This window comes from Thalassotalea nanhaiensis (genome assembly GCF_031583575.1).
Classification (GTDB): domain Bacteria; phylum Pseudomonadota; class Gammaproteobacteria; order Enterobacterales; family Alteromonadaceae; genus Thalassotalea_A; species Thalassotalea_A nanhaiensis.
Genome location: NZ_CP134146.1, coordinates 39,054 through 59,437, shown reverse-complemented (window position 1 = coordinate 59,437; position 20,384 = coordinate 39,054). Strand labels below are relative to the sequence as shown.

At 38.7% G+C, this 20,384-nt stretch carries 19 protein-coding genes and 1 rRNA gene; 7 read left to right on the top strand and 13 right to left on the bottom strand.

Annotated features, from left to right (window positions below):
• Window positions 1–35 precede the first annotated feature (35 nt).
• The 8 genes from RI845_RS00265 to RI845_RS00230 form a co-directional block, all read right to left on the bottom strand.
• Window positions 36–623: a hypothetical protein gene (locus RI845_RS00265; protein ID WP_348387751.1), complete on the bottom strand. Its 588-nt coding sequence runs from the start codon at window positions 621–623 to the stop codon at window positions 36–38.
• 152 nt (window positions 624–775) lie between these two features.
• Window positions 776–1,156 carry a hypothetical protein gene (locus tag RI845_RS00260; RefSeq protein ID WP_348387750.1) on the bottom strand — a complete coding sequence of 127 codons (381 nt, stop codon included), beginning with the start codon at window positions 1,154–1,156 and terminating at the stop codon, window positions 776–778.
• Window positions 1,157–1,265: 109 nt separating this feature from the next.
• Window positions 1,266–1,703, bottom strand: coding sequence for a hypothetical protein (locus RI845_RS00255; RefSeq protein WP_348387749.1), 438 nt, complete (start codon window positions 1,701–1,703; stop codon window positions 1,266–1,268).
• 107 nt (window positions 1,704–1,810) lie between these two features.
• Window positions 1,811–2,101: a hypothetical protein gene (locus tag RI845_RS00250; protein WP_348387748.1), complete on the bottom strand. Its 291-nt coding sequence runs from the start codon at window positions 2,099–2,101 to the stop codon at window positions 1,811–1,813.
• A 115-nt stretch (window positions 2,102–2,216) separates the two neighbouring features.
• On the bottom strand, window positions 2,217–2,444 hold the full coding sequence (locus RI845_RS00245) for a hypothetical protein (RefSeq protein WP_348387747.1): 228 nt from the start codon (window positions 2,442–2,444) through the stop codon (window positions 2,217–2,219).
• A 114-nt stretch (window positions 2,445–2,558) separates the two neighbouring features.
• A complete protein-coding gene (locus RI845_RS00240) occupies window positions 2,559–2,990 on the bottom strand; it encodes a hypothetical protein (protein WP_348387746.1) in 432 nt (143 codons plus the stop codon).
• Window positions 2,991–3,109: 119 nt separating this feature from the next.
• A complete protein-coding gene (locus RI845_RS00235; protein ID WP_348387745.1) occupies window positions 3,110–3,445 on the bottom strand; it encodes a GIY-YIG nuclease family protein in 336 nt (111 codons plus the stop codon).
• Window positions 3,446–3,667: 222 nt separating this feature from the next.
• Window positions 3,668–4,225 (bottom strand): sugar O-acetyltransferase, encoded by a 558-nt coding sequence (locus tag RI845_RS00230; RefSeq protein WP_348387744.1) that lies wholly within the window; start codon window positions 4,223–4,225, stop codon window positions 3,668–3,670.
• A gap of 68 nt (window positions 4,226–4,293) precedes the next feature.
• On the opposite strand from RI845_RS00230, the gene RI845_RS00225 reads away from it, so the two are divergent.
• Both RI845_RS00225 and RI845_RS00220 read left to right on the top strand, forming a co-directional pair.
• Window positions 4,294–5,259 (top strand): integron integrase, encoded by a 966-nt coding sequence (locus tag RI845_RS00225; protein ID WP_348387743.1) that lies wholly within the window; start codon window positions 4,294–4,296, stop codon window positions 5,257–5,259.
• Window positions 5,260–5,356: 97 nt separating this feature from the next.
• Window positions 5,357–6,265: a nucleoside-specific channel-forming Tsx family protein gene (locus RI845_RS00220; RefSeq protein ID WP_348387742.1), complete on the top strand. Its 909-nt coding sequence runs from the start codon at window positions 5,357–5,359 to the stop codon at window positions 6,263–6,265.
• 47 nt (window positions 6,266–6,312) lie between these two features.
• Here the strand turns inward: RI845_RS00220 and glmU are convergent, their stop codons facing one another.
• The 3 genes from glmU to RI845_RS00205 form a co-directional block, all read right to left on the bottom strand.
• A complete protein-coding gene (glmU, locus tag RI845_RS00215; protein ID WP_348387741.1) occupies window positions 6,313–7,671 on the bottom strand; it encodes a bifunctional UDP-N-acetylglucosamine diphosphorylase/glucosamine-1-phosphate N-acetyltransferase GlmU in 1,359 nt (452 codons plus the stop codon).
• A 182-nt stretch (window positions 7,672–7,853) separates the two neighbouring features.
• Window positions 7,854–9,905: a VIT and vWA domain-containing protein gene (locus tag RI845_RS00210; RefSeq protein WP_348387740.1), complete on the bottom strand. Its 2,052-nt coding sequence runs from the start codon at window positions 9,903–9,905 to the stop codon at window positions 7,854–7,856.
• Between the two features lie 200 nt (window positions 9,906–10,105).
• A complete protein-coding gene (locus tag RI845_RS00205; RefSeq protein WP_348387739.1) occupies window positions 10,106–10,843 on the bottom strand; it encodes a helix-turn-helix domain-containing protein in 738 nt (245 codons plus the stop codon).
• Window positions 10,844–11,045: 202 nt separating this feature from the next.
• Between RI845_RS00205 and RI845_RS00200 the strand changes: the two genes are divergently transcribed.
• Window positions 11,046–14,498, top strand: a complete 3,453-nt coding sequence (locus RI845_RS00200) for an acyl-[ACP]--phospholipid O-acyltransferase (protein WP_348387738.1) — start codon at window positions 11,046–11,048, stop codon at window positions 14,496–14,498.
• A 52-nt stretch (window positions 14,499–14,550) separates the two neighbouring features.
• Here the strand turns inward: RI845_RS00200 and RI845_RS00195 are convergent, their stop codons facing one another.
• Window positions 14,551–15,426 (bottom strand): choice-of-anchor H family protein, encoded by an 876-nt coding sequence (locus RI845_RS00195; protein WP_348387737.1) that lies wholly within the window; start codon window positions 15,424–15,426, stop codon window positions 14,551–14,553.
• A gap of 227 nt (window positions 15,427–15,653) precedes the next feature.
• Between RI845_RS00195 and RI845_RS00190 the strand changes: the two genes are divergently transcribed.
• From RI845_RS00190 to RI845_RS00175, 4 genes are all read left to right on the top strand, one after another.
• Window positions 15,654–15,956, top strand: a complete 303-nt coding sequence (locus RI845_RS00190; RefSeq protein ID WP_348387736.1) for a PepSY domain-containing protein — start codon at window positions 15,654–15,656, stop codon at window positions 15,954–15,956.
• Between the two features lie 3 nt (window positions 15,957–15,959).
• Complete coding sequence (locus tag RI845_RS00185; protein ID WP_348387735.1) at window positions 15,960–16,643, top strand: response regulator transcription factor; 684 nt, start codon at window positions 15,960–15,962, stop codon at window positions 16,641–16,643.
• A gap of 75 nt (window positions 16,644–16,718) precedes the next feature.
• Window positions 16,719–18,002, top strand: a complete 1,284-nt coding sequence (locus RI845_RS00180) for an ATP-binding protein (RefSeq protein ID WP_348387734.1) — start codon at window positions 16,719–16,721, stop codon at window positions 18,000–18,002.
• Window positions 18,003–18,176: 174 nt separating this feature from the next.
• Window positions 18,177–19,625: a DUF3300 domain-containing protein gene (locus RI845_RS00175; RefSeq protein WP_348387733.1), complete on the top strand. Its 1,449-nt coding sequence runs from the start codon at window positions 18,177–18,179 to the stop codon at window positions 19,623–19,625.
• A 615-nt stretch (window positions 19,626–20,240) separates the two neighbouring features.
• Here the strand turns inward: RI845_RS00175 and rrf are convergent.
• A 5S ribosomal RNA gene (gene rrf, locus RI845_RS00170) occupies window positions 20,241–20,355 on the bottom strand.
• Window positions 20,356–20,384: the final 29 nt, after the last annotated feature.

Genomic DNA, 20,384 nt, shown 5'->3' with positions numbered 1-20,384 from the left:
AGCAGTCCCGCTTTAAATTCTTGTTATGTTTTGTTTTACACTTTACTTTTAAGCTGATCCAAAGTTTTTTTGTAATTGCTCAAAAGTGCACTTTCAACACTTTCTATTAACTCCATGTCAGTAAGGAATACCTTACTGTCAATAGAGTTTAAAACACCCTTATCTTTAACCGATAGCAATATACGATGATTAGCAACATTTTGAATTAAATTGTACCCCAATTTTTTATAAATCTCTTGAAGTGAGTAAACATTAGATAACGTATAAAGTGTAGAGTACTTAATATGTTGTGAAACCCCCGTTGATTGAAGAGTTTTCCACGCCGTATCCTGTATTTGCAATCCGGGTAAAAACTGTTGATTATTTTTTTCGTTGGAAGTTACAACGCTTTCATTATTAAGCAACTCTATGACAACCTTATTGTTTTTATTAACAATATCCATTAACTTAATATTAGAATCAATTTCATGGATTATATTTTGGATTGCTTCATCTGCTTTTCCAGTTTGTATTCGGTTTTCATTCCATTCATTTACAGCTAAAGCAAGCAGAACACCTATAACAATTGATAAGACTTCTGTTAAAACGGGGCGTATCATTTGAATTTTATTATTGGGTTTCATATTGATTTCTCAGTGTAAGCTAAAAATAAATTATGCATTGATGTTGGCAGAAAAACATAACACCCCATTCAGGGGCTGATAATAGCTTGCTAAAATGTGAAGCGAAGCGGAACCGAGCAAGCTCTTAGCAGTCCCGTTACTGTAATGGCTTGTTATGTATCTGTTTCGCCTGAACTTTTGTTTGTTTTACTCTGTTCCATTTGTGCTACTTTATCATTTAGCTCATTAAGAGATTTTTGAATTTCCATTAATACAGGATTAGATTTAGAGTGGTTTCTAATTTCTTCTTCACGAAACCCAAGCCTTGAATCTAAATAACCGAGAAGCAAAGAAGCTATAACAAAAATAACTAAAATAATAGGAACTGCAATCATTGGGCTATTAAATACAAATTCAGTAACGGGGTTATCACCTAGAGATTTTATGAAAACGAAAATTATAAGCAAAAACTGTACATAGCCAATATACATTTTTGAACGATCAATATAGACCTTCCATCGAATTAAAGACTTTTTATTGAATCGAGAACTCAAGACATCTCCTAGATACATAACGCCCCACTAAGGGGCTGATAATAGCTTGCTAAAATGTGAAGCGAAGCGAAACTGAGCAAGCTGTTAGCAGTCCCGCTTGAGTGGCTTGTTAGTTGCCGACTACACCAAACTTGTTTAGATAGTCATCTAAATTAGGTGATAAATCTATACGTTCAACGATGTTGTTACGTAAGAAGAACACTAGTTCTTGAGATGAATCTACATACTCTTTAAATACACCGTCATTTACTTCTAAAGCTAAACTTGGAAAGTTATTTAGCAACTCAGTCTCATTAAGCCCAATTAGCGTAACATTATTGAGCTGAACAGTTTCAGAGGTAATAGAGATTTCCCATAACCTAAACTCTAAATCAGGATCGAAATATAACTTCAGTCCTTTTGATTTGAACTCCCAAATTTCAGAACTAACACCGTCTTGCCCTAACTCATTTTCAACTAAATCAGGTACACCAAATAGCATGTTCGCTTTTTCTTTGGAGTCACCAAATTCGATACTCTTCAATCCGATTAATGGCACAATATTCATAAGGCAACTAACGCCTAGCTAAGAGGCGAAAAATACTTGGCTAAAATTAGTGAGGCACGAACGCAAGCCAAGTGTTTTGCGTCCTGCTTGAGCGCCTTGTTATGCATTTAACTTAAACTAAACCATTGATACCAAAAATATATCAAAAAACCGAACCAAAACAATGGTTTTAAGTAAAGTATTGGCTTTACACGTTTTTCAATTAATCGCTTTCTAGGAAAAGTGACAAAAAAGCCAAACAAGCAAAATAACGTAGCGATGCCAATACGAACATTTGGACCTAACGCATTCCAAAAATCGTTTCCAAATTCTGGGTTTAGCTTTCCGTATGTTCCTAATGCCATCCCCGCTACCGCTAGAATGATTATTAAATTAAGGCCAATATTTCTAGTTTTCATAATTTAATGCATAACGCCTTACTAAGAGGCTAATGATACTGGCACTGGTTTTGCGCTTTTTGCAAAAGCCGTGACAGTGTTATTTGTCCTATTGAGTAACTTGTTATAAAACACATTACCCACCGAACAAGTTTGTATATTTATTTAATGCGAATAACACAATACCTAAAACTAATGCGTGTACTCGATAGCTTACCCAAGAAAAAGAGTTACTTGAAACAGACTTAATATACATTTCTTGATTAGAGCTATTAAACATATCTATTGGTAGAAAATCTACAACAAACATAATTACAGCAAAGGTAATTAAAATGATGCTTAAAATAAAAACTAGCTTACTCATTTACTCGATCCTGAGTGTTTTATAACGCCCATTTAAGGGGCTGATAATAGTTTGCTAAAATGTGAAACGAAGTGGAACCGAGCAAACTGTTAGCAGTCCCGCTTTAAATGCTTGTTATGTATCTATGGCTCTACATTCACCCTCTCCGATATGCTTATAAGCGTATACGGATGGAATCACATAGGTTGAAAAATGCGATACGCATTCCTTGTTACATGAGTATTCTACTTCAAGCTCAATATCACGATAATTTGTGAGTTCATTTTCCACTTCAAGTGTCAGCCCAAAATTTGATTGCTTTTTATGAAAATGAGAATACGAAGAAAAAACTACATTACCATCTTTTTTGAACTTAGCTTTAACTCCTTTAGGAGACATATCATCAATTGTGTTTGGGAAAGTTATTGGGATATGCTTACCTTCAAAGACCCAAATTTTAAAACCCATACAGACGGACGAATTAACATCCAAAACTTTAAAAGTAGAATATTCTGAATGAACTTGAGTGGAAGCTAAAACCAGAAGGAATATAAGAATTCTACGCATAACTTTCCCTAGATACATAACGCCCGCATAAGGGGCTAAATAATAGTTGGCTAAAATGTGAAGCGAAGCGGAACCCAGCCAACTGTTATGTGTCCCGATACTTAATGCGCTTGTTATACCTACCCATTACACGGTGGGTCGTATGCTTCGATAAGATCTCTTTCTATTGCTAGCCTAGAATCTTTATTTGACTCGCCATAAATACATTTACAGTTTGCCCCTTTTGAGGCAAAACAATCAGCTTTATGATGATCATCGAATCGTTCGGATAAGTCACCAGTTTGACCAACGTAAATACGAGTGTGGGAGTGGCCGCCTTCATTATTTTGAGAGCGTTTAGTTATGAAATAAACGGCTCCGTAATTTTCTTTGAATTCAGTATCCCAAGAATATGCAGTGAATTCATATTTTGTCCCCGATTTACCTGTGTAAGTAACTGTTCCATATTTTGCCATTTTTATTCTCCATGCTTTCTTGGTAGGTATAACAGCTTAATAGAACGAAATTACCTACATTTACTCATGAGGTTAATCCATTCTATTTATTTAATAATGAAATCACTTTAATAGTTTTTAGCCCTTTATCAAAGAGTTAATTTAATGTTTTTAATAGATTGCTTATTTATGCCTACATTTCTGTGTAGAAATGCAGGTGTTGGTGATTGGTGTCAGTATTATTTAATTTTTATTAATAATTTTGGCTGGGTTTCCAGCTACAGAAACGTCTTCTGGTATGTCTTTAGTTACAACGCTGCCAGCGCCAATGATGCTACGATCACCGATTGTTACTCCAGGTAAAATTATGGCGCCACCGCCAATCCAAACATCGTCACCAATACTTATTGGTTTTGCTGATTCAAAGAATTTGCGGCGTTGGCTCGCATCTTTTGGGTGTATAGAGGTATAAATTTGTACTGCTGGGCCAATAAACACATTATTGCCTATGGTGACTTTGGCTGCATCTAGTACGACACAATTAAAGTTAAAAAATACTTGTTTACCAAGTTCAATATTGCTGCCGTAATCACAGTAAAATGGCGGTTCTATCCACACTTGCACCTTTTTCTTAAATAGTTCTTTAAGTAATTCACGGCGCTGCTTGGTATCTTGCGGTGCAGAGTCGTTAAACTGTTTAAGAGTAATTTTGCATGCTTCTCGTTCTGCGCTTAATTGACGATCAAGGGGGTTGTATTGTTCACCGGCGAGCATTTTTTGTTTTTCAGTTTGAGAGGTCATTTCTTGGTATCTACAATTTAAATTTATCTACTATACTGATTGTGATTAATTGAAAAGGAATTCAAATTATGAAATCAGAGTTTTTATTGCATGTTGAACAATACATGTGGACCCGCCGATATGCAAAGCGCACCATAGAATCTTATCTGTATTGGATTAAAGCGTTTATCAATTATAACAACAAAAAACACCCCGAGCTTTTACATGATAACGATGTTGAACTGTTCCTTAGTTTTTTAGCCAATGAGATGTATGTAGCTCCTCGTACGCAAGCTTTAGCGTTGAATGCTTTGGTGTTTTTATATCGAGACGTGCTGCTAACCCCGTTAACTCTTAAATTAAGGTTTAATAAAAGTACTGCGCCAACTAAATTACCTGTCGTGCTTACCAAGGCTGAAATGAAGGTGTTTTTTGCTCATTTGCCTGCCAAGTGGGTTTTACCATGTCAGCTTATGTATGGCAGCGGCTTACGCTTAATGGAGGTAATAAGGCTGCGCATACAAGATATTGATTTTGATTATGTATCATTACAAATATGGCAAGGCAAAGGCGGCAAAAATCGCAGAGTAACTTTAGCTAAAGAGCTATTAGAGCCGCTAAAACAACAAGTATGTTTCGCTAAACAGTTTGTAGTTCAAGATTTAAAAAATAATGAATATGCAGGGGTTTGGTTGCCTTATGCTCTATCAAAAAAATATCCAAAGGCACCTAAGCAGCTGGGTTGGCATTTTCTATTTCCCTCAACCCGGTTAAGCAATGATCCTGAAAATAATTTATTAAGAAGACATCATATTGATCATACAGGGTTACAAAAAGCAGTTAGAAATACAGCAATAAAAGCTAAGTTAGAAAAACGGGTAACTTGCCATACTTTACGTCATTCTTTTGCTACCCATTTATTGCAACGTGGTGCCGATATAAGAACAGTGCAAGAGCAATTGGGCCATACCGATGTTAGAACAACACAAATATACACTCATGTTATAGAAAGAGGTGCAAGTGGTGTTCTCAGCCCGTTGTCAGACCTTCTTTAAACGGGTGCGGCTATAGTCGGCATCATAATTAAATATTTGAACTATAATTTTTATCAACATTTAAAAACATCCTAACTTTATTACTTGGAGACATTTCATGAGAGTGTTAACTGGTTTTTTGCTTTTTATAAGTTTGCTGTATTCAAGTGTGCTGCTAGCCGCTGATGTTCCAGAAGATATCCATGAAAATGACTTTTTATGGCTTAACTTTCATCTTTATCATGGTCAAGATCAACGTGGCGGGCCGTTTAAGTTTAACGACCAATACTTTGAAATAGAGTTTGGTGGCCGCTCTGGATTATTTGATTTATACGGTTACGTTGACTTTAAAGATGCATTTAATAATTCCGACAGTGATGCCCATGATGGCTCTAATATGTTTGCCGATATAGAGCCGAGGATGTCTCTCGATTATTTATTCGATAAAGATTTATCTGTAGGCATCATTAAAGAGTGGTATATCGCGATGGATATTTATTATGGTGATAATGAGTGTGCGCAAACCTGTGTTGTTGATGTTGTAGATGAAGTACCGGTTACAACAAAAAGTAGTGGCCTGAAAATTGTTTGGCTTGGTATTGGTACCGATATGGACTTACCTTGGCTAGGTAAAACCGGGGTGAATTTATATGCCCGGTTGATTCGTGAAAACTACGGTGCTACCAATGAGGATGATTGGGATGGTTATGCTTTTCATATGAACTGGTTTAAACAACTTCACCATTTTGAGAATTCTGGTTTTCTTGCCTTCCAAGGCTATTTTGATTATGAATTTGGTAGTGATCTAGACAATGGTAATAGTTTTGAGCAAGAGTATCGCACCGACACCTCAGTACAATCCTATTTAGGCCTTTGGTATCACCTGCCAAGCTCGCACTTTGCTATGGGGTACGGGTTAAAACTATACGACAATATGACCCAGTGGAAAGATGGTACTATTTTAGGTGGAAAGGAAGTTGATACTAGCGGTGCAGGCCATTACTTTAATTTGACCTATTCTTTTTAAACCGCCAATACAGATATGAAAACGCCGGCATATGCCGGCGTTTTACTTTATTTTTTAGTTGGTCGTGCCCAACCAGTAATGTTGCGCTGTTTGGCTCTTGAAACAGCCAATGTTTCATCTTCAACATCTTTAGCAATTGTAGAGCCTGCGCCTGTAGTTGCCATTTTGCCAATAGTTACAGGGGCAACCAATGATGCGTTTGAACCAATAAAGGCGCCATCACCTATAATGGTTTTAGATTTATTCACACCGTCGTAGTTACAGGTAATGGTCCCTGCACCAATGTTTACTTTTTTACCAATTTCAGCATCGCCTAAATAAGTTAAGTGGCCGGCTTTTGCACCTTCATCCATTACGGTGTTTTTCATCTCAACAAAATTACCAACGTGTGAGTTGGTTTTCATTACCGTACCAGGGCGTATTCTGGCGAAAGGTCCTGCCGAACATTGCTCACCAATTATGGCATTTTCAATAATGCTGTTTGGTTTAATTTCAGCACCTTGACCAATTTGGCTATTAATGATGATGCTATTTGCACCTATTTTAACATTGTCGGCTAATGATACATCGCCTTCAAATATACAGTTCACGTCTATTTGAACTTCGTTGCCAACGGTTAAGTTACCTCTAACGTCAATACGTGAAGGATCGCGTAAACTTGCGCCAGCAATCATAAGTTCTTCAGCCTTACGTAACTGATAAGCTCGTTCAAGATTAGCAAGTTGAACTCTATTATTAGCACCTTCAACTTCAACTTCGGTATCAGGGTGAGCTGTATGAATAGTTTGGCCGTCACTATGAGCCATCGCAATAATGTCGGTTAGGTAATATTCACCTTGAGCATTGTCACTTGAAAGATTAGATAACCAACGTTTCAAGTCGCCACCATTCGCCAATAAAATACCGGTATTACATTCAGTAATTTCAAGTTGCTCTGCCGACGCATCTTTTTGCTCAACAATACCCACCACATTGCCACCTAAACGAACAATGCGCCCATAGCCTGTTGGGTTGGCTAAGTGAACAGTGAGTAATGCCATGCTGTCTTCTTGCTTGGCTTGAATGAGCTTTTCTATAGTTGATACTTTGGTAAGAGGTACGTCACCATAAAGCACTAAAACATCTTCATCGTCTTTTAAAAAAGGACTTGCCATATCTACTGCGTGGCCGGTACCCAACTGCTCTGCTTGCTCAACAAACGTAAGATCATCACCTTGCACACGAGCTTTAAGGACATCACCACCAAAACCATAGACTAGGTAAATATTATCAGCGTTAACCGCACGAGCCGAGTCGATAACGTGCTCAACCATAGATTGATGGGCAACCGGGTGTAAAACTTTTGGCAAGTTAGAGCGCATACGAGTGCCTTTGCCTGCGGCTAGAATGACCACTGAAAGTGACATATAAGATCCATTTTTATTGTAAAGAAGATAATTGCGGTTATTTTAGCGTTGAATAGCTTAAATTTCTAATATATTTATGCCTTTTAGCTGTTTTATAAAAAATAAGCAGATTAACAAAGCCAACTTTAAAACATCCCTGTTACGTTGGCATTCCTGCTTCCCTGACGTTATGTTGTTTAGTATTAGATAGCGTTGCTTATTTTGCGCTGAGCAAGACTGATAAGTAACACTAATAATATCCAAGGTGTTGTACTACCACCTCCGCCACCACTAAAGCTCGGGCGACTTTTGGTAAACGCCGGTTTGCTATTGTCGATACGATTATTACGTACCGGAGCACGGGCTCTGTTCGCTCTAGCGGCATGCTCTTTTGTCACCCGTTGTTGATTTTTACGGTCAATACCATGAGCAGCAAATTGCTCCTCTCGCATCACCAGCATAGAGGTATAGTCAGTCACTAACCCATATTCAATGGCCATGTCCGTGATCGCTTGTTCACTATCTTTATCTGCACCTAAATAATCCATTTTATCCTGAATGTTTTGAATTGTGGCAAATGCCCACAGACGCTCCAGTTCAGGGTGCAATTCATTTTCTTTGGCAAAATTAAAACGGCTGTTATAACGCTTTTTATCACCTGACACTTTACCTTTAATTGTTACTTCAGCGTCGCCATCGCCATAGTAATGACCAAATATCACTAATTGTTGGCCTCTGTATAACGTGTTGACGTTTGTTGGCGTCATGTCTTTTACTTTCACGCCACTAATGTTGATATCAATATCGTGAAATGCTTCGTAACCTATTTTTGCCGTCGCCTGCATTAATTGCCCTACTATATCGTCACTATTAGAGACATCAATGGCAAAACCATTCGATATTTTGGTCATGCCAGCAAGCAATGGTCTATTCGCACTGTTACCCATTACAAAGGTAAACAACCTAACATCAACTTGTTCGAGTAATTTAATAAAGGCCTTTTTCTCAGTAGTGCCAACATTAGTTACGCCATCGGTTACCAAAATAATTGCGCTTGGGCGATCAGCATCCAAGTTTTTTATCGCCAGCTCCATGCCATTATAAAGGTTGGTGCTATCACCCGGTTGCTGTTGCTCTAACTTCTTCATCCAGTGCTCTACATTTTCACGAGTAGCGTGTTCATATCCCTTGGTTATTTGCTCAGCATGACTGCTAAAAATAACTACTTGAAACCGGTCTTGATCGTTCAATTTATGTAAACCTTGGCGCACGCCTTCAACCATGCTTTGATATTTACCTTGCATTGAACCGGAATAATCTAATACAAAAATAAAATCTCGGCCTTGAGTAATTGCTGATAAATCTTCACCGGGAGTTACGGTCATCATAAAGGTACCACGGTCTTTACCAGGTTGTTTATAGCTCACCAAGTCGATAGAGCCAGGTAAACCCGCTTGTAAACGCCAGTAAACAACGATGTCCTGGTCTAGGGAAAATGCCGATGCAGCAACTGCATAGTTGTTAGGGTTGCTACCTTCTTCAATAATGGCGGCATTGGCTTCGCTGTCAAAACTTACTGACCATTCATTAGCCGAAGTTTGTTGCACTAACGCCTGTGGATGTTTAGGCAGGCGAAACTCTTCCACTGGATAGCTCGAGCGAAAGGTTAAGTTAAAGCTGAATTTTTGCTTAACATCATCTTGATAGTTCCAAAATGCGGTTTTAATTTCATCGACACCACCTTCTTCCATTGGGTAAACGTAACGACCAATTGAGGTGTCGACTTCCACTACTTGCAAATAAGTCAATTGAATACGCACTTCTTGTTTGGCACGTACAGGATATACCTTAGTATCAAAGCTTTTGTAACTGTCTTTTTCACTTAACGCAACTTCACGTCCAGCTTGTTTTTCTTGCTGATAAATTTGTTCAGCTTTAAGCTTAGCAACCACTTCGCCAGTTACCGGCTGACCATCAATCCAATAGGCAAATTCACCAAGAGATGCATTTTTAGGTAGTGGAAAAGAATAGATCGCCTCTAAATCAATGGCGTTCGGGTTATAAAATACCTGTTCTATGCGAGTAACAATAAACCCGTCTTCTATCACCACATTAACGTGGTGTTCGTTAATATCTAATGCTGGTAATGAACCATCACTAGGAGTAAGTAAGCCACTCGCTAAACTAAATTGGCTAAACAATGCCAAACCAATTAGTAACGAGTGCTTTAATATTTTTATTAATACGTTGTTCATAATTTTGCCCTTTCCTTTGCTCACAATGACGACGGTCATTGATTTAAATTAGGAAACAGCACTGTGGCGGGAGCCGTAATATTTCGCAACTAAAAGCTAAAAAGTTGCAATTTTAGTTACACAAGGTATTAAATAACGATACCTTATGTAAAAAAACAGTTAATAACATGACGACTTTTAATTGGTTTTTATAGGTGTGATCAATTTGGTTTGAACAAATGTTGCGACAATCCGTAACGCCAGCTTCTTATAGCAAGCACTACCGTAACGCCAAAGCGTTGGCTTAAAGGTAAACTGGAATCTTCGTGATTTAATACCTCAAACTCTTGCGCTATTCGTTTAAGTTTACGTTGAAATTCACTGTTGCTGGTACTGGCAAGCATACCATTGAGTACCAATAAGCTCTCCTCATCTTGATTAAAGCGGGAGTTGAAAAATTCTTGGCCTATGGTACGTTGAAAAAATGCCTGAATAGGACCGTTTTCGCGCCAGCCAAAGTTTGCCGCAACTAAAAGTTTAATACGATTGCCCGGTAACAGCTCAATAATTTTCAGCTTGTCTAAACGAGCCAGTTTTAAAATACAGTAATGGCTCTCTAACTTATAATGATCAATGATTTCATCCATGGTCCATTTATTAAGTACACACAGAGCAATCAACAGCAAACCCAGATCATCACTAAGCTCTTGTTCTTGCTCAACGCTAAGTTGTTGCAATTGCGCTTGTTGCTCGGCCATTAAATGTACTAGATCTGAAATTTCTAAATCCATCATTTGGCATATTTGATCCAGTCGCTGCAGTGAAATATTTTCCTCACTAAACAAGCGCTTAATACTGGCCTGAGTCAAGCCTATGTGCTTTCCAACATCGGCATAAGTGTAGCCATGAGCTTTTAATGATTTTTTTAATGAAATTAACAGTGAACTTGTTTGGGCCATAGGGTAATCTAATTATTGTTGGTTAAATATTCTTCATGGTATTAAATATTTATACCTTAAGGCGAATATATTGCAACACTTAAATTATTGGTAGAAAAATATAACAACAAAATACACACTAGCGCCACGTGTAACAAACCAGTAATACCTGTTCTCATAATGATGTGATCATTAAACGGATTGGTATAAATCAAAGGACATTATGAAACAGTTATTCACTTTTAAAGGGTTTTTCGCCTATATCGCCATGGTATTTATTAATGCCTTTGTTGATTTAGGACACAAAATTATTGTGCAAAATACCGTGTTCAAAATTTACGATGGCGACATTCAAATAGTTTTAACCGCGGTATTAAATGCATTAATATTATTGCCGTTTATCTTCTTATTTTCTCCTTCAGGTTACTTAGCTGACAAATATCCTAAACCCAAGGTTATGCGTAATAGTGCTTTGGTGGCCATTGTTGCAACCTTATTGATCACCCTATGTTACTACCAAGGATGGTTTCTTGGCGCCTTCGCCTTAACCCTATTAATGGGTATCCAATCTGCCATTTACTCACCGGCAAAATACGGTTATTTAAAGGAGTTAATTGGTGTTGACCATTTAGCCCAAGGTAATGCGTTAGTGCAGGCCGTTACCATAGTGTCAATATTATTAGGTACCTTTGTATTTTCAGCATTTTTTGAACTGTTACTGGCGGGAGTTGAGTTAACAGACAGCGGCGTTATTTTACAAGGCGTAGTGATTTTAGGCTGGGTAATGGTCGCTTTATCGGTACTCGAGTGGTGGTTCTCGTGTCAGCTTAAAGACACTAAGCCTATTGATAATAGCATGACTTTTTCTACCAAAACTTACATCAAAGGCCAGTACCTGGGAAGTAATTTGAAAAAGATTTTCAGTAATCGAATTATTTGGTTATCAATTGTCGGTTTATCCATGTTCTGGTCAGTGTCACAAGTAATGCTGGCAACATTTCCTGCTTTTGCCAAAGAAGTATTATCTGAAAATAACACCTTAATCATCCAAGGCATTATGGCCAGTACCGGCATTGGCATTGTAATGGGGTCACTGTTTGCTGCTCGAATATCAAAAGATCATATTGAACTAGGTATTATTCCAATTGCGGCCATCAGTTTTGCTTTATTACTTGGCAATATCGCCTCTCTTGATTCCAGTATCACTATGGCGTTTACGTTCCTCGGTTTAGGTATTAGTGGCGGCCTGTTTATTGTGCCGTTAAATTCGTTAATTCAATACACGGCTAAAGAAGATGAGTTAGGCACCGTATTGGCCGGCAATAATTGGGTACAAAATGTAGCCATGTTGAGCTTTTTAATCGCGACTATTGCCTTAGTTTCTTATGGCATGAGCAGTACCGATATTTTTTATGTGTTGATGGCATTAGCGTTAACCGGTGCCTTGTATACGGTATACCAATTACCACACTCGTTAATTCGAATTGTTACCTCGTTTATTATGCAGCGCCGTTACAAGCTGCAAGTGCTTGGTTTTGAAAATTTACCGGCTAATGATGGCTTGTTATTGCTTGGTAATCATATAAGTTGGATTGATGGTTTAATTGTACAAATGGCATGCCCTCGAAAAGTTCGTTTTGTCATGCTACGCAGCATTTATAATCGTTGGTACCTAAAACCCATCGTTAAATTTTTTGGAGCTATTCCAATTAGTGAAGGTAACAGCACAGAATCATTGGCGTTGGTTAATCAGGCGTTAAAAGATGGCGAAGTTGTATGTTTATTTCCCGAAGGAGCAATAAGCCGCACCGGTGCTCTTGGTGTGTTTAGAACAGGCTATGAACGCGTTGTAGATGATGTAAATGGCGTAATAGTGCCATTCTACCTGCATGGTTTATGGGGCAGTCGTTTATCGCGAGCCAAAAGTAGTAAGTTGCGTGAAAATACCCAACAAGGTTTGCGTAGAGACGTTTCCATTTGTTTTGGTACGCCATTAGCGATGGAAACACCTGCAAGCGAATTGAAGCAAAAAGTGTTTGAATTAGCATTTAATGCCTGGGAATACCAAACCAGCCACGCTGATCCATTGCCTTTAGCTTGGATAAAATCTGCTAAACAAAATTTAATGTCATTAGCTGTTAAAGACACTGCAGGAACTCGTGTTTCCAATAGACAGTTATTGGCGGCCACTGCGGCATTCGCAGCCAAAATTAACCAGTTAGATAAATCTCAAAATATCGGTCTTATGCTGCCGGCAAGCAGTGCCGCAATTATCGCTAACAATGCCGTGTTGCTCAATGGTCAAACGGCAGTAAATCTGAACTACTCTACCAGTGTTGATGCCGTATGTTCTGGCATTGAAAACGCTCAAATCACAACCGTGTTCAGCTCGAAGAAGTTTATTCAAAAATTGCAAAACAAAGGCATTGATTGCGAAAAAATGCTCGCGAATGTCAATATAGTTTATATGGAAGATGTTAAAGAGCAGCTGTCAAAAATACGCTATACCTGCGCCTCGATTGCCAGCTTTTTATTACCGGCGAAGGCATTTTATCGTGTTTTTGGTAAGCCCGTAGATGTAAACGCTCCTGCATGTATTTTATTTTCAAGTGGTAGCGAAGGCACGCCAAAAGGCATCGTGTTAAGTCATAAAAACTTTTCTGCAAACATTAAACAAATCAGTGATGTGCTAAGAACCAATGATAAGGATGTGGTTATGGGATCATTACCACCATTTCATTCGTTTGGCTTAACCGTAACCACCTTTATGCCATTAATTGAAGGGATACCTGTGGTTTGTCATCCAGACCCAACGGACGCACTCAATATCGCCAAAGCAATCGCCAAAAATAAGGCGACACTGCTTTGCGCCACGGCTACGTTTTTAAGACTATATACATTAAATCGTAAAATTAACCCTTTGATGTTAGATAGTTTACGACTGGTGGTTGCTGGTGCTGAAAAGCTGCCTGAAGATACTCGCCAACGCTTTAAAGATAAGTTTAATAAAACAATTTATGAAGGTTATGGGGCTACTGAAACAACACCTGTTGCCAGTGTAAATATTCCTGATCAGCTCGATCCTAATGATTTAAGGGTGCAGTCAGGAAGCAAAATTGGCTCTGTTGGTATGCCCTTACCTGGTTGCTCTTTTAGAATTGTTGACCCTATCAGCATGCAAACGCTTGCTACGGGAGAACAGGGGTTAATATTAATTTCTGGTAGCCAATTAATGTTGGGGTATTTAAATGATGATGAAAAAACAGAGCAAGTCATTGTGAACATAGATAACCGTCGCTGGTACAAAACCGGCGATAAAGGCTACCTTGATAAAGACGGTTTCTTAACGGTTGTAGATCGCTACTCACGGTTTGCTAAAATTGGTGGCGAGATGATCAGTTTACAAGCGGTAGAACAAGAGGTTAATAAAGTTATTCATGACGATTTAGGTGATTTTTTAGCGGTTAATCTGGCGGATCCCAAGAAAGGTGAAAAGATAGTGATATTAACCACGGCAGATATTAGCGAAAAACAGCTGAGGCAAGAGTTACTTAATAACAACTGTAATCCGCTGATGATACCAGCACAGGTTTATCAAGTGACACAGGTACCTAAATTGGGAAGTGGCAAATCTGACTTTGCCGGGGCGAAAAAATTGGCATTAAGCTTTGCTTAAATAAATTAATAGCACTGATTACCATAACTTTATTGGTAATTAGTGCTGATTTTTACAACGCGATGTGACGTGTTTTTCGTACAAAGAAAATAATCAGCATAGTAATTAAACCTAAAAATCCGGCACTACCACTATGGTGATGATGGTCATCATAATAATGATCATCGTAGTAAATGTCATGTTCATCGCTTTCCAAAGGCAGAGCATATAAAGCATCGCTGTCATCAGAGCTGAATGTTGCCACCAAACCTGGATAACCAACTTCATATAAGTCAATTAGCACATCGTAATGGTCCGTGTAGTATCCCTCATAAAGCGATGTTACGACTTCATATTCATCATCAATATTTTCACCAACAATGGTAAATATGTCGGTAGTATAATAGTGAGTCCAAGGGCCGCCATCAATACTCAAATAAAGTTCGGCATAAACATCTGCCCTTTCATTATAAATATTACTGATCACATCAGCATCGAAAACCACACTAAAGGATTGGTAAAAACCGTCCTCATCAAAGTCATCAAATAAATAACTTTGAGCATCATAAATGGTGAACGAATGATTGTAATAACTGCTGTTCGTGCTTGCCATAGTTACAGACTTACTAGCCAGTGTCTGCTTACTTGCATCATTTTCATTAAGCCGTTGTTTACGCGTTATATTACTTGCCTTGCCAATATCTTGATCGCTAAAGCCCTGGCTACGGCTTTGTTCAATGAAGTTTAATTTATCTTGTTCAGTGAATAATTGCTTATTTTGGCCAAATGAAACGGTCTTCAAAGCAACTAGCGGTGCTTGCTCCTGTGCATGAGCTTTATTAAACCCAAATAAAACCATTATTATTTGAATCGCTAATAGAAATAGTAAAACGGCTAAGGTAGATAATAAAAATTTATCTACAAAGGTAAATCTTTCTGGAATGTTCATGTTAGTCACCTGCTGGTTTTTCACTTTGTAGGGTTATTAAAGCGCAACCTAACTGAACATTAGCTGAACAGGATTTTAATTTTTTGTTCAGCGTATATTCAGCTTACAAAATTTATTCTGATCAGGAAAATATGAATTAACTAAATCTTGGTTTATTTAACTGATTCAATCTTTTACACTGGCTTATAGATTAGGGCTGGATTATGACTATTGTTTAAGGTTTGCGAATGAAATGTATTGTGTTGTGCTTATTTAGTATTGGAGTAATGACTTCGCCATGTTCTATGGCCAAGTTAAATAGTCCTTTAGCCAAATCACAATATTTTGAATATGCTCCTTACAACAGCGCAGCACTTAAAGTTGCGAATAAACAGCAGGCAGCAAAATTAGTAAAGTCGCGAATGGGCGGTAAAGTACTTAGTGTAAAAGCAGTGAAGGGCCAACAAGCCTACAAAGTTAAATTACTTAAAGATGATGGCCAAATTGTTTCGGTTTATGTGAATGCAAAAACTGGAAAAATAAAAGGATGATCAATGCGCTTACTTATCGTTGAAGACGACTTACAACTGCAGAGCCAATTACAAAATCATTTACAACTTGCCAACTTTTCTGTGGATGTTGCATCTGATGGTGAAATAGGTTTATTTCAAGGGACAGAGTACCCGTACGACGCGGCAATTATCGACGTCGGCTTACCTAAAATAGATGGCATTAGTTTAATTAAATCGCTCCGCGAGAAAGATATTAAATTTCCCATTTTAATTCTAACCGCGCGTGATCACTGGCAAGATAAGGTAACAGGCCTCGATGCCGGTGCAGACGATTACTTAGCAAAACCTTTCCAGGTAGAAGAACTTTTAGCAAGATTAAATGCATTAATCAGACGCAGCGCTGGCCAAGCAAGTCCAATAATTTATAACGGTCCACTTAGCATTAATACCAAAAGTATGCAGGTTGAGGTCAATCACCAAGCAGTAAATTTAAGCAGCTCAGAGTATCGCCTTCTTGAATATTTAATGTTGCATTTAGGTGAGGTTAAATCAAAGGCTGAGCTTACTGAACATATTTATAACGAAGACTTTGATCTTGATTCTAATGTAATTGAAGTATTTGTGCGCCGGTTGCGCAAAAAGTTGGATCCAACGAGCGAATACGACTTTATTGAAACACTACGCGGTCAAGGATATAAGCTTAAACCTCTACAAAGTGAGACTTAACTTGTGGCTTTGATAACTCAAATCAAAGATTGGTTTAACTCCCTGAAGGCGCGGGTTATGGTGTCGGCATTATTAATGATTTTAATTATTCTGCCAAGCATTGCCATTATCTTAAACAATGCCTTTACCGAGCAAGTGCAAAACTCCATTAAAAATGAGCTTATCGCCAGTAGTTATTCAATTTTAGCACTCGCTGAAGTTGATGATCAGCAACTGCAAATGCCTGAACAACTACTCAATAATCAATTTAATGCGAGCGGCTCTGGTTTATATGCACTTATGATCAAAGCTGACTTTGATAAACAAAATACTTTATGGTCTTCACCATCATTTTTAGGCTTAACTGTGCCTAATAACTTGCCAACCCCGGCTGTTGGTGAGAGTCGTTTCAGTAAACAAATTATCGATAACAAGAAGCACTTGTTGTACAGCTTCACGGTAAGTTTCATCGAACAACAACAAGCTTTCACCGTAACCTTGCACATCGCTAAAGATCAATCTGATTTTGCCAAAATGGTCGCTAAGTTCCAGCAAACATTGTGGTCATGGTTAGGGTTTATTATGGCGGTATTATTAATATTGCAGTTTGTTTGGCTAAAATTTACTTTAAGACCATTACGTAAATTACAAAAAGAACTTAGCCAGGTAGAACATGGAAATCAGCACAAAATTGAGCAGCAATACCCTTTGGAGCTAGCCCGAGTTGCTAAACAACTTAATACCTTGTTAACAGCACAAAAAAACCAACGTAAACGCTATCGCAACGCTTTATCAGATCTGGCTCATAGTTTAAAAAACCCATTGGCTGTCATGCAAAGCCAAGGAAATTTGACCACTAACTCATTGCAACAGTTATCACTAATGAATAAAACCATAGAGCACCAATTAAAACGTGCGCAAAGTGGTGGCGAAACTGCTTGGCATGTTGGCATTAAAATATCCCCAATCGCGACAAAGCTGGTGAGCAGTCTGCATAAAATTTACCAACAAAAGCAGCTGAGTATTAATTTATCGATTGATGAACAGGCGATATTTAATGGTGAGGAAAGTGACCTGTTTGAGATCTTGGGTAACTTACTCGACAATGCCTGTAAGGCGGCAAACAAAACAATATGTTTGCAGGTTACACAAAGTGAAACAGAGCTTGTTTTAACGATAACCGATGATGGAGCTGGCGTAAGTGAGGCGTTGCAAGAAGACATATTAAAACGTGGCACTAGAGCTGACACCTATCAACAAGGCCACGGTATAGGACTCGCCATAGTGCGCGACTTAGTGGCCAGTTATCATGGTAATTTATCCATAGGGACCAGCTCTGAGCTCGGCGGTGCTTTATTTACGATTACGTTCAAACGATAAAAACCACTAGGGCTCATTACCGAGCCCCTAAACATCACTGCATTTATATAATACCAAGTCTAATCCAACTGCTCTTCGTTTCTATTTTCATTCAGCTCATGTTCAGTTTCACTTTTTTATAATAACCACTCTAATAACTAAACTGGCCGCACTACAGTTGGCTAAGGGTGGAAAATGAAATATTTAACGTTAGTGTTTACATTTATTTATTTGCTTAATTTGCCTCTTAGCTTTGCTGAGCAACAGCCAGCTAGTGATGCTAAACCAGTTGAATACAGCCAGGCAGAATTAGAGCAAATGTTAGCTCCAATAGCGCTTTATCCAGATAGCGTATTAACCCATATCCTTATTGCAGCAACCTACCCGTTGGAAATAATAGAAGCTGAACGATGGGTATCTAAGAACCCTAATCTATCTAACAATGAGTTGATGGACAAAGGCGAATCCATGGAGTGGGACCCTAGTGTTGTCGCGTTGTTACCTTTTGATGGCATATTAACCAAAATGAGCGAAGAACTGACTTGGACTCGACAACTCGGTGACGCTTTTTTATCGAGTGAAGAACAAGTACTTGCCAGTATTCAATCGTTGCGACAAAAGGCAGATAACGCTGGTAGTTTAGCTCAAATGGAAAACGTAGGTGTCACAAGAGAAGATAACACTATTGCTATTGTTCCAGCTGATCCGCAAATAGTTTATGTACCCTATTATGATGCCCGTGTAGTTTACGGACCTTGGTATTGGTCGGGTTACCCTCCGGTGTACTGGGCCCATTATCCATCATATTATTCGCCACACTATTATGCGGCATATCCTGCGCCATTTTATTGGCATACAGCAGTGCATATTTCAGTGGGTTGGTTTTTCGGTGGTTTTCATTGGGGTAATCATCATGTAGTAGTGCACCATCACCCACATTCTTATTACCATCGTCATCACAGTAGTCATCATCACGGCCATAGTAAGCATTATAGTGGTGGTAAAAAGCACTACAGCACGGGTAAGCCACATGCGTCGAAGCAAAGCTCAAAAGGTTACCAACGCTGGCAGCATCAACCGTCACATAGAAAGAGTATTTCATATAAAAATGATCGAGTTGCTAAACAATACAGCAGTAACAAACCCAGTAAAAACCAAGTAAATGTATCGAGAAAACAAGATAGACAGTTGCTGGCTTTAAACAAATATAAAGGCGTGCAAAATGTTAATAACAAACAATATAAAACGAAGAAAGTAACAAGCACTAAACATCAGCAAGTTAAGCACAAAATTAATAGTTCTAATGTGCGTACCAAGCAGAATAAAAGTAGTAATAAGCAAGTGGCAAATACCAATCATAGAAATAACGCTATTACCAAAAGCAAGCACGCTAAGAATGACTATAGAAAAACTTATACGGATAGAAGTAAGAAGCCATCTGTGAATGCTACGTCAAAACAAAATAGGAACTTATCTAACAAGAACTCTTACACGGCTAAGAAGGCACCAAATAAACAAAGTTCAAAGGCATATAAGCAAAGAGCGAGTAAACCAAGTTATAGTGCTTCTAAGCAGCATTCAAGACCAAGTAAGGGCTCTAGCCACAAATCATCAAGAGGTAAATCTTCAAAACCTCGGCACTGAAAATAATATTTGAGAAAACGCGGTGCTAGTTAAAATACACCTCGTCATCCCGGAAGACGACTGCATGGATGCAGGAGGTAGAGCAATGCAGGAGCAATTGCCGAGCAGCGATGTCCGGGACCTCCATCAGCGTGCTGTGGCTTAATAAACTCAGAATCTCAAACGAAAAAAGCCCTCTGCGTTAGCAAGGGGCTTTTCGGAATTACTAGCCCATGGATGGGCGTAGTTAGAGCAACGCATGGAGCAGTTGCCGAGGAGCCTGGCGATAAGCCACATGGATGTGGTGAATATCGAAAATGCATGGACGCAATTTTCGATAAATACTCTCACATGGGGGAAATGAAACGTTTTTGACGAAACATGTTTCGTGTTTCATTTTCGGGAGCAACTTGTTGTGAGCAGGGACTCCCCTTCGGGATCGTGTTTTGTATAGGAAATACTATATGCAACGAAAACAGGGATGTTTGGGAGTTGTGAACGCGTGATTGGTATCACATGCTCTGCTTAAAATGGAAACGGTATCCGTACATACAAGATAATATATGTGAAGTAGACTTTATTCGAGACAAACAAAAAGGGCACCCTTACGGATGCCCTTTTCATTTTCAATTAGGAGCCTGGCGATGACCTACTCTCACATGGGAACTCCCACACTACCATCGGCGCAACTGCGTTTCACTTCTGAGTTCGGCATGGGATCAGGTGGTTCCACAGTGCTATTGTCGCCAGACAAAAACTGTTTCGTTAGAAACACCCTGA